Source organism: Arthrobacter sp. efr-133-R2A-120, assembly GCF_030209835.1.
Lineage (GTDB): Bacteria > Actinomycetota > Actinomycetes > Actinomycetales > Micrococcaceae > Arthrobacter.
The window spans coordinates 1-1,347 of record NZ_JARVRF010000067.1; the positions used below are offsets into that span (position 1 = coordinate 1).

Sequence of the window (1,347 nt, forward strand, 5' to 3'; positions counted from 1 at the left end):
AACCCCAGGGGCCGCTCATCCATGCACTCTTGACAGCCGTAGCTACATATCAGTGGGTTCGTCCAGGATCAGCAGTTCGGGCTCGTTCATGATGGTCACGCCCAGCTGGATCTTCTGCTGCTCCCCGCCGGAGAGCTTGTCCAGCCTGGTCCCGGCCTTGTCCGCCAGCTCCACCCGCTCCAGATACTCCAGGGACCATGCACGGGCCTGGGCTTTGCCGAGTCCTTTGAGCCGGCCGAAATAGGCCATGACATCCAGAACCTGTTCCTTCTTATACAGGCCGCGTTCCTCCGGAAGGTACCCGAGCTGGATGCCGTCGCGGGGGTCGAAGGTCTTCCTTCCTTCGTGCCGTGGGAGGCACACAGGTGGCGGGAACTTCCCTCCGGTCCGCCTTCCGTGTCGACTTCGAGAAGCTGAATGAGGGCATCATGAAATGCACAGGGGTCCCGCCGCCGTTATTCAGCTCCGCGGCTACCTCCGCGAGTCCCGGCTGGAGCGCTCGAGAACACGTTCTCTGCTGATCAAGCCAACTGCGAACTGGCGGTGGGTACGAATAACGCGAGTGTCCATCAGACCCAGGGCGCTTCGGTTAGGGTCGGGGGCCGCATGTCGGACGACGTTAAATACGAATACAAGTCCGTACAGGCCATGCGGGGCATGGAGAAGTGCTCGCTTGCCAAGGCGCAAAAAGAGGGCGGCTCGGAACTCGTAGACCAGACCCAAGGCACGCTAAATCGAGTTCGACGGTTCCATCGCGAACATGCAAAAGCACGAGAAGTACGACACTCGATATGACATCATTCTCGGCCCGGGCGACGCAGGGCCGAACACCGGCGCAGGACCCGCCTTCAAGTACGACAACGTGAACATGTTCGACCTCCACCTCACTGGCTAGAACATCCCCTCCTACGTCTCCGAAGGCGACAAGTTCAGGTTCACAGCTGAAGTCGGCACATACATACAATCCCAAGCAGTGCCTGTTCTTCCTCACCCCGGTCTCCGCCACAGTGCGGTAGACCGTCGCCCCTCATCAAGACGGGCACACAAGACCGGGCGGCGGCGGATCGCAACAATCATCATGGACTCCGGCAGCAATTTCATACTTGCCTGGACATTTCGACCCCGACGACCTGGTTCTCTGCGCTCCGACAATCGGATAACAAGAGTTGCGACATGACCGCACAGGCGGGTGGAAAACCGTCCCCGCCGGGATGTCGACGCCGGCGGGGACGGTGGCTTAGGCGTTGGCGATGAGCCCCAGTTCGGCCTTCGAGGCGAGGGAGGGGTGCTTGGGGAAGACCCGGACGGTGTAGCCGAAGGATCCGGAGCGGTTGATCAGGATGGACC

The 1,347-nt window shown here is 60.8% G+C and carries 2 protein-coding genes and 1 pseudogene; 1 reads left to right on the top strand and 2 read right to left on the bottom strand.

From position 1 onward, the window contains the following. Positions 1 to 51 precede the first annotated feature (51 nt). A pseudogene (locus QRN52_RS22660) lies at positions 52 to 315 on the bottom strand (ATP-binding cassette domain-containing protein); the annotation flags it as partial. 418 nt (positions 316 to 733) lie between these two features. Between QRN52_RS22660 and QRN52_RS22665 the strand changes: the two are divergent. Then, entirely contained in the window at positions 734 to 895 is a 162-nt protein-coding gene (locus QRN52_RS22665) for a DUF4839 domain-containing protein (protein ID WP_284756029.1), read from the top strand. A gap of 342 nt (positions 896 to 1,237) precedes the next feature. Here the strand turns inward: QRN52_RS22665 and QRN52_RS24040 are convergent. Then, the coding region (locus QRN52_RS24040) for a hypothetical protein (RefSeq protein ID WP_502869744.1) at positions 1,238 to 1,347 on the bottom strand (110 nt) is incomplete at its 5' end.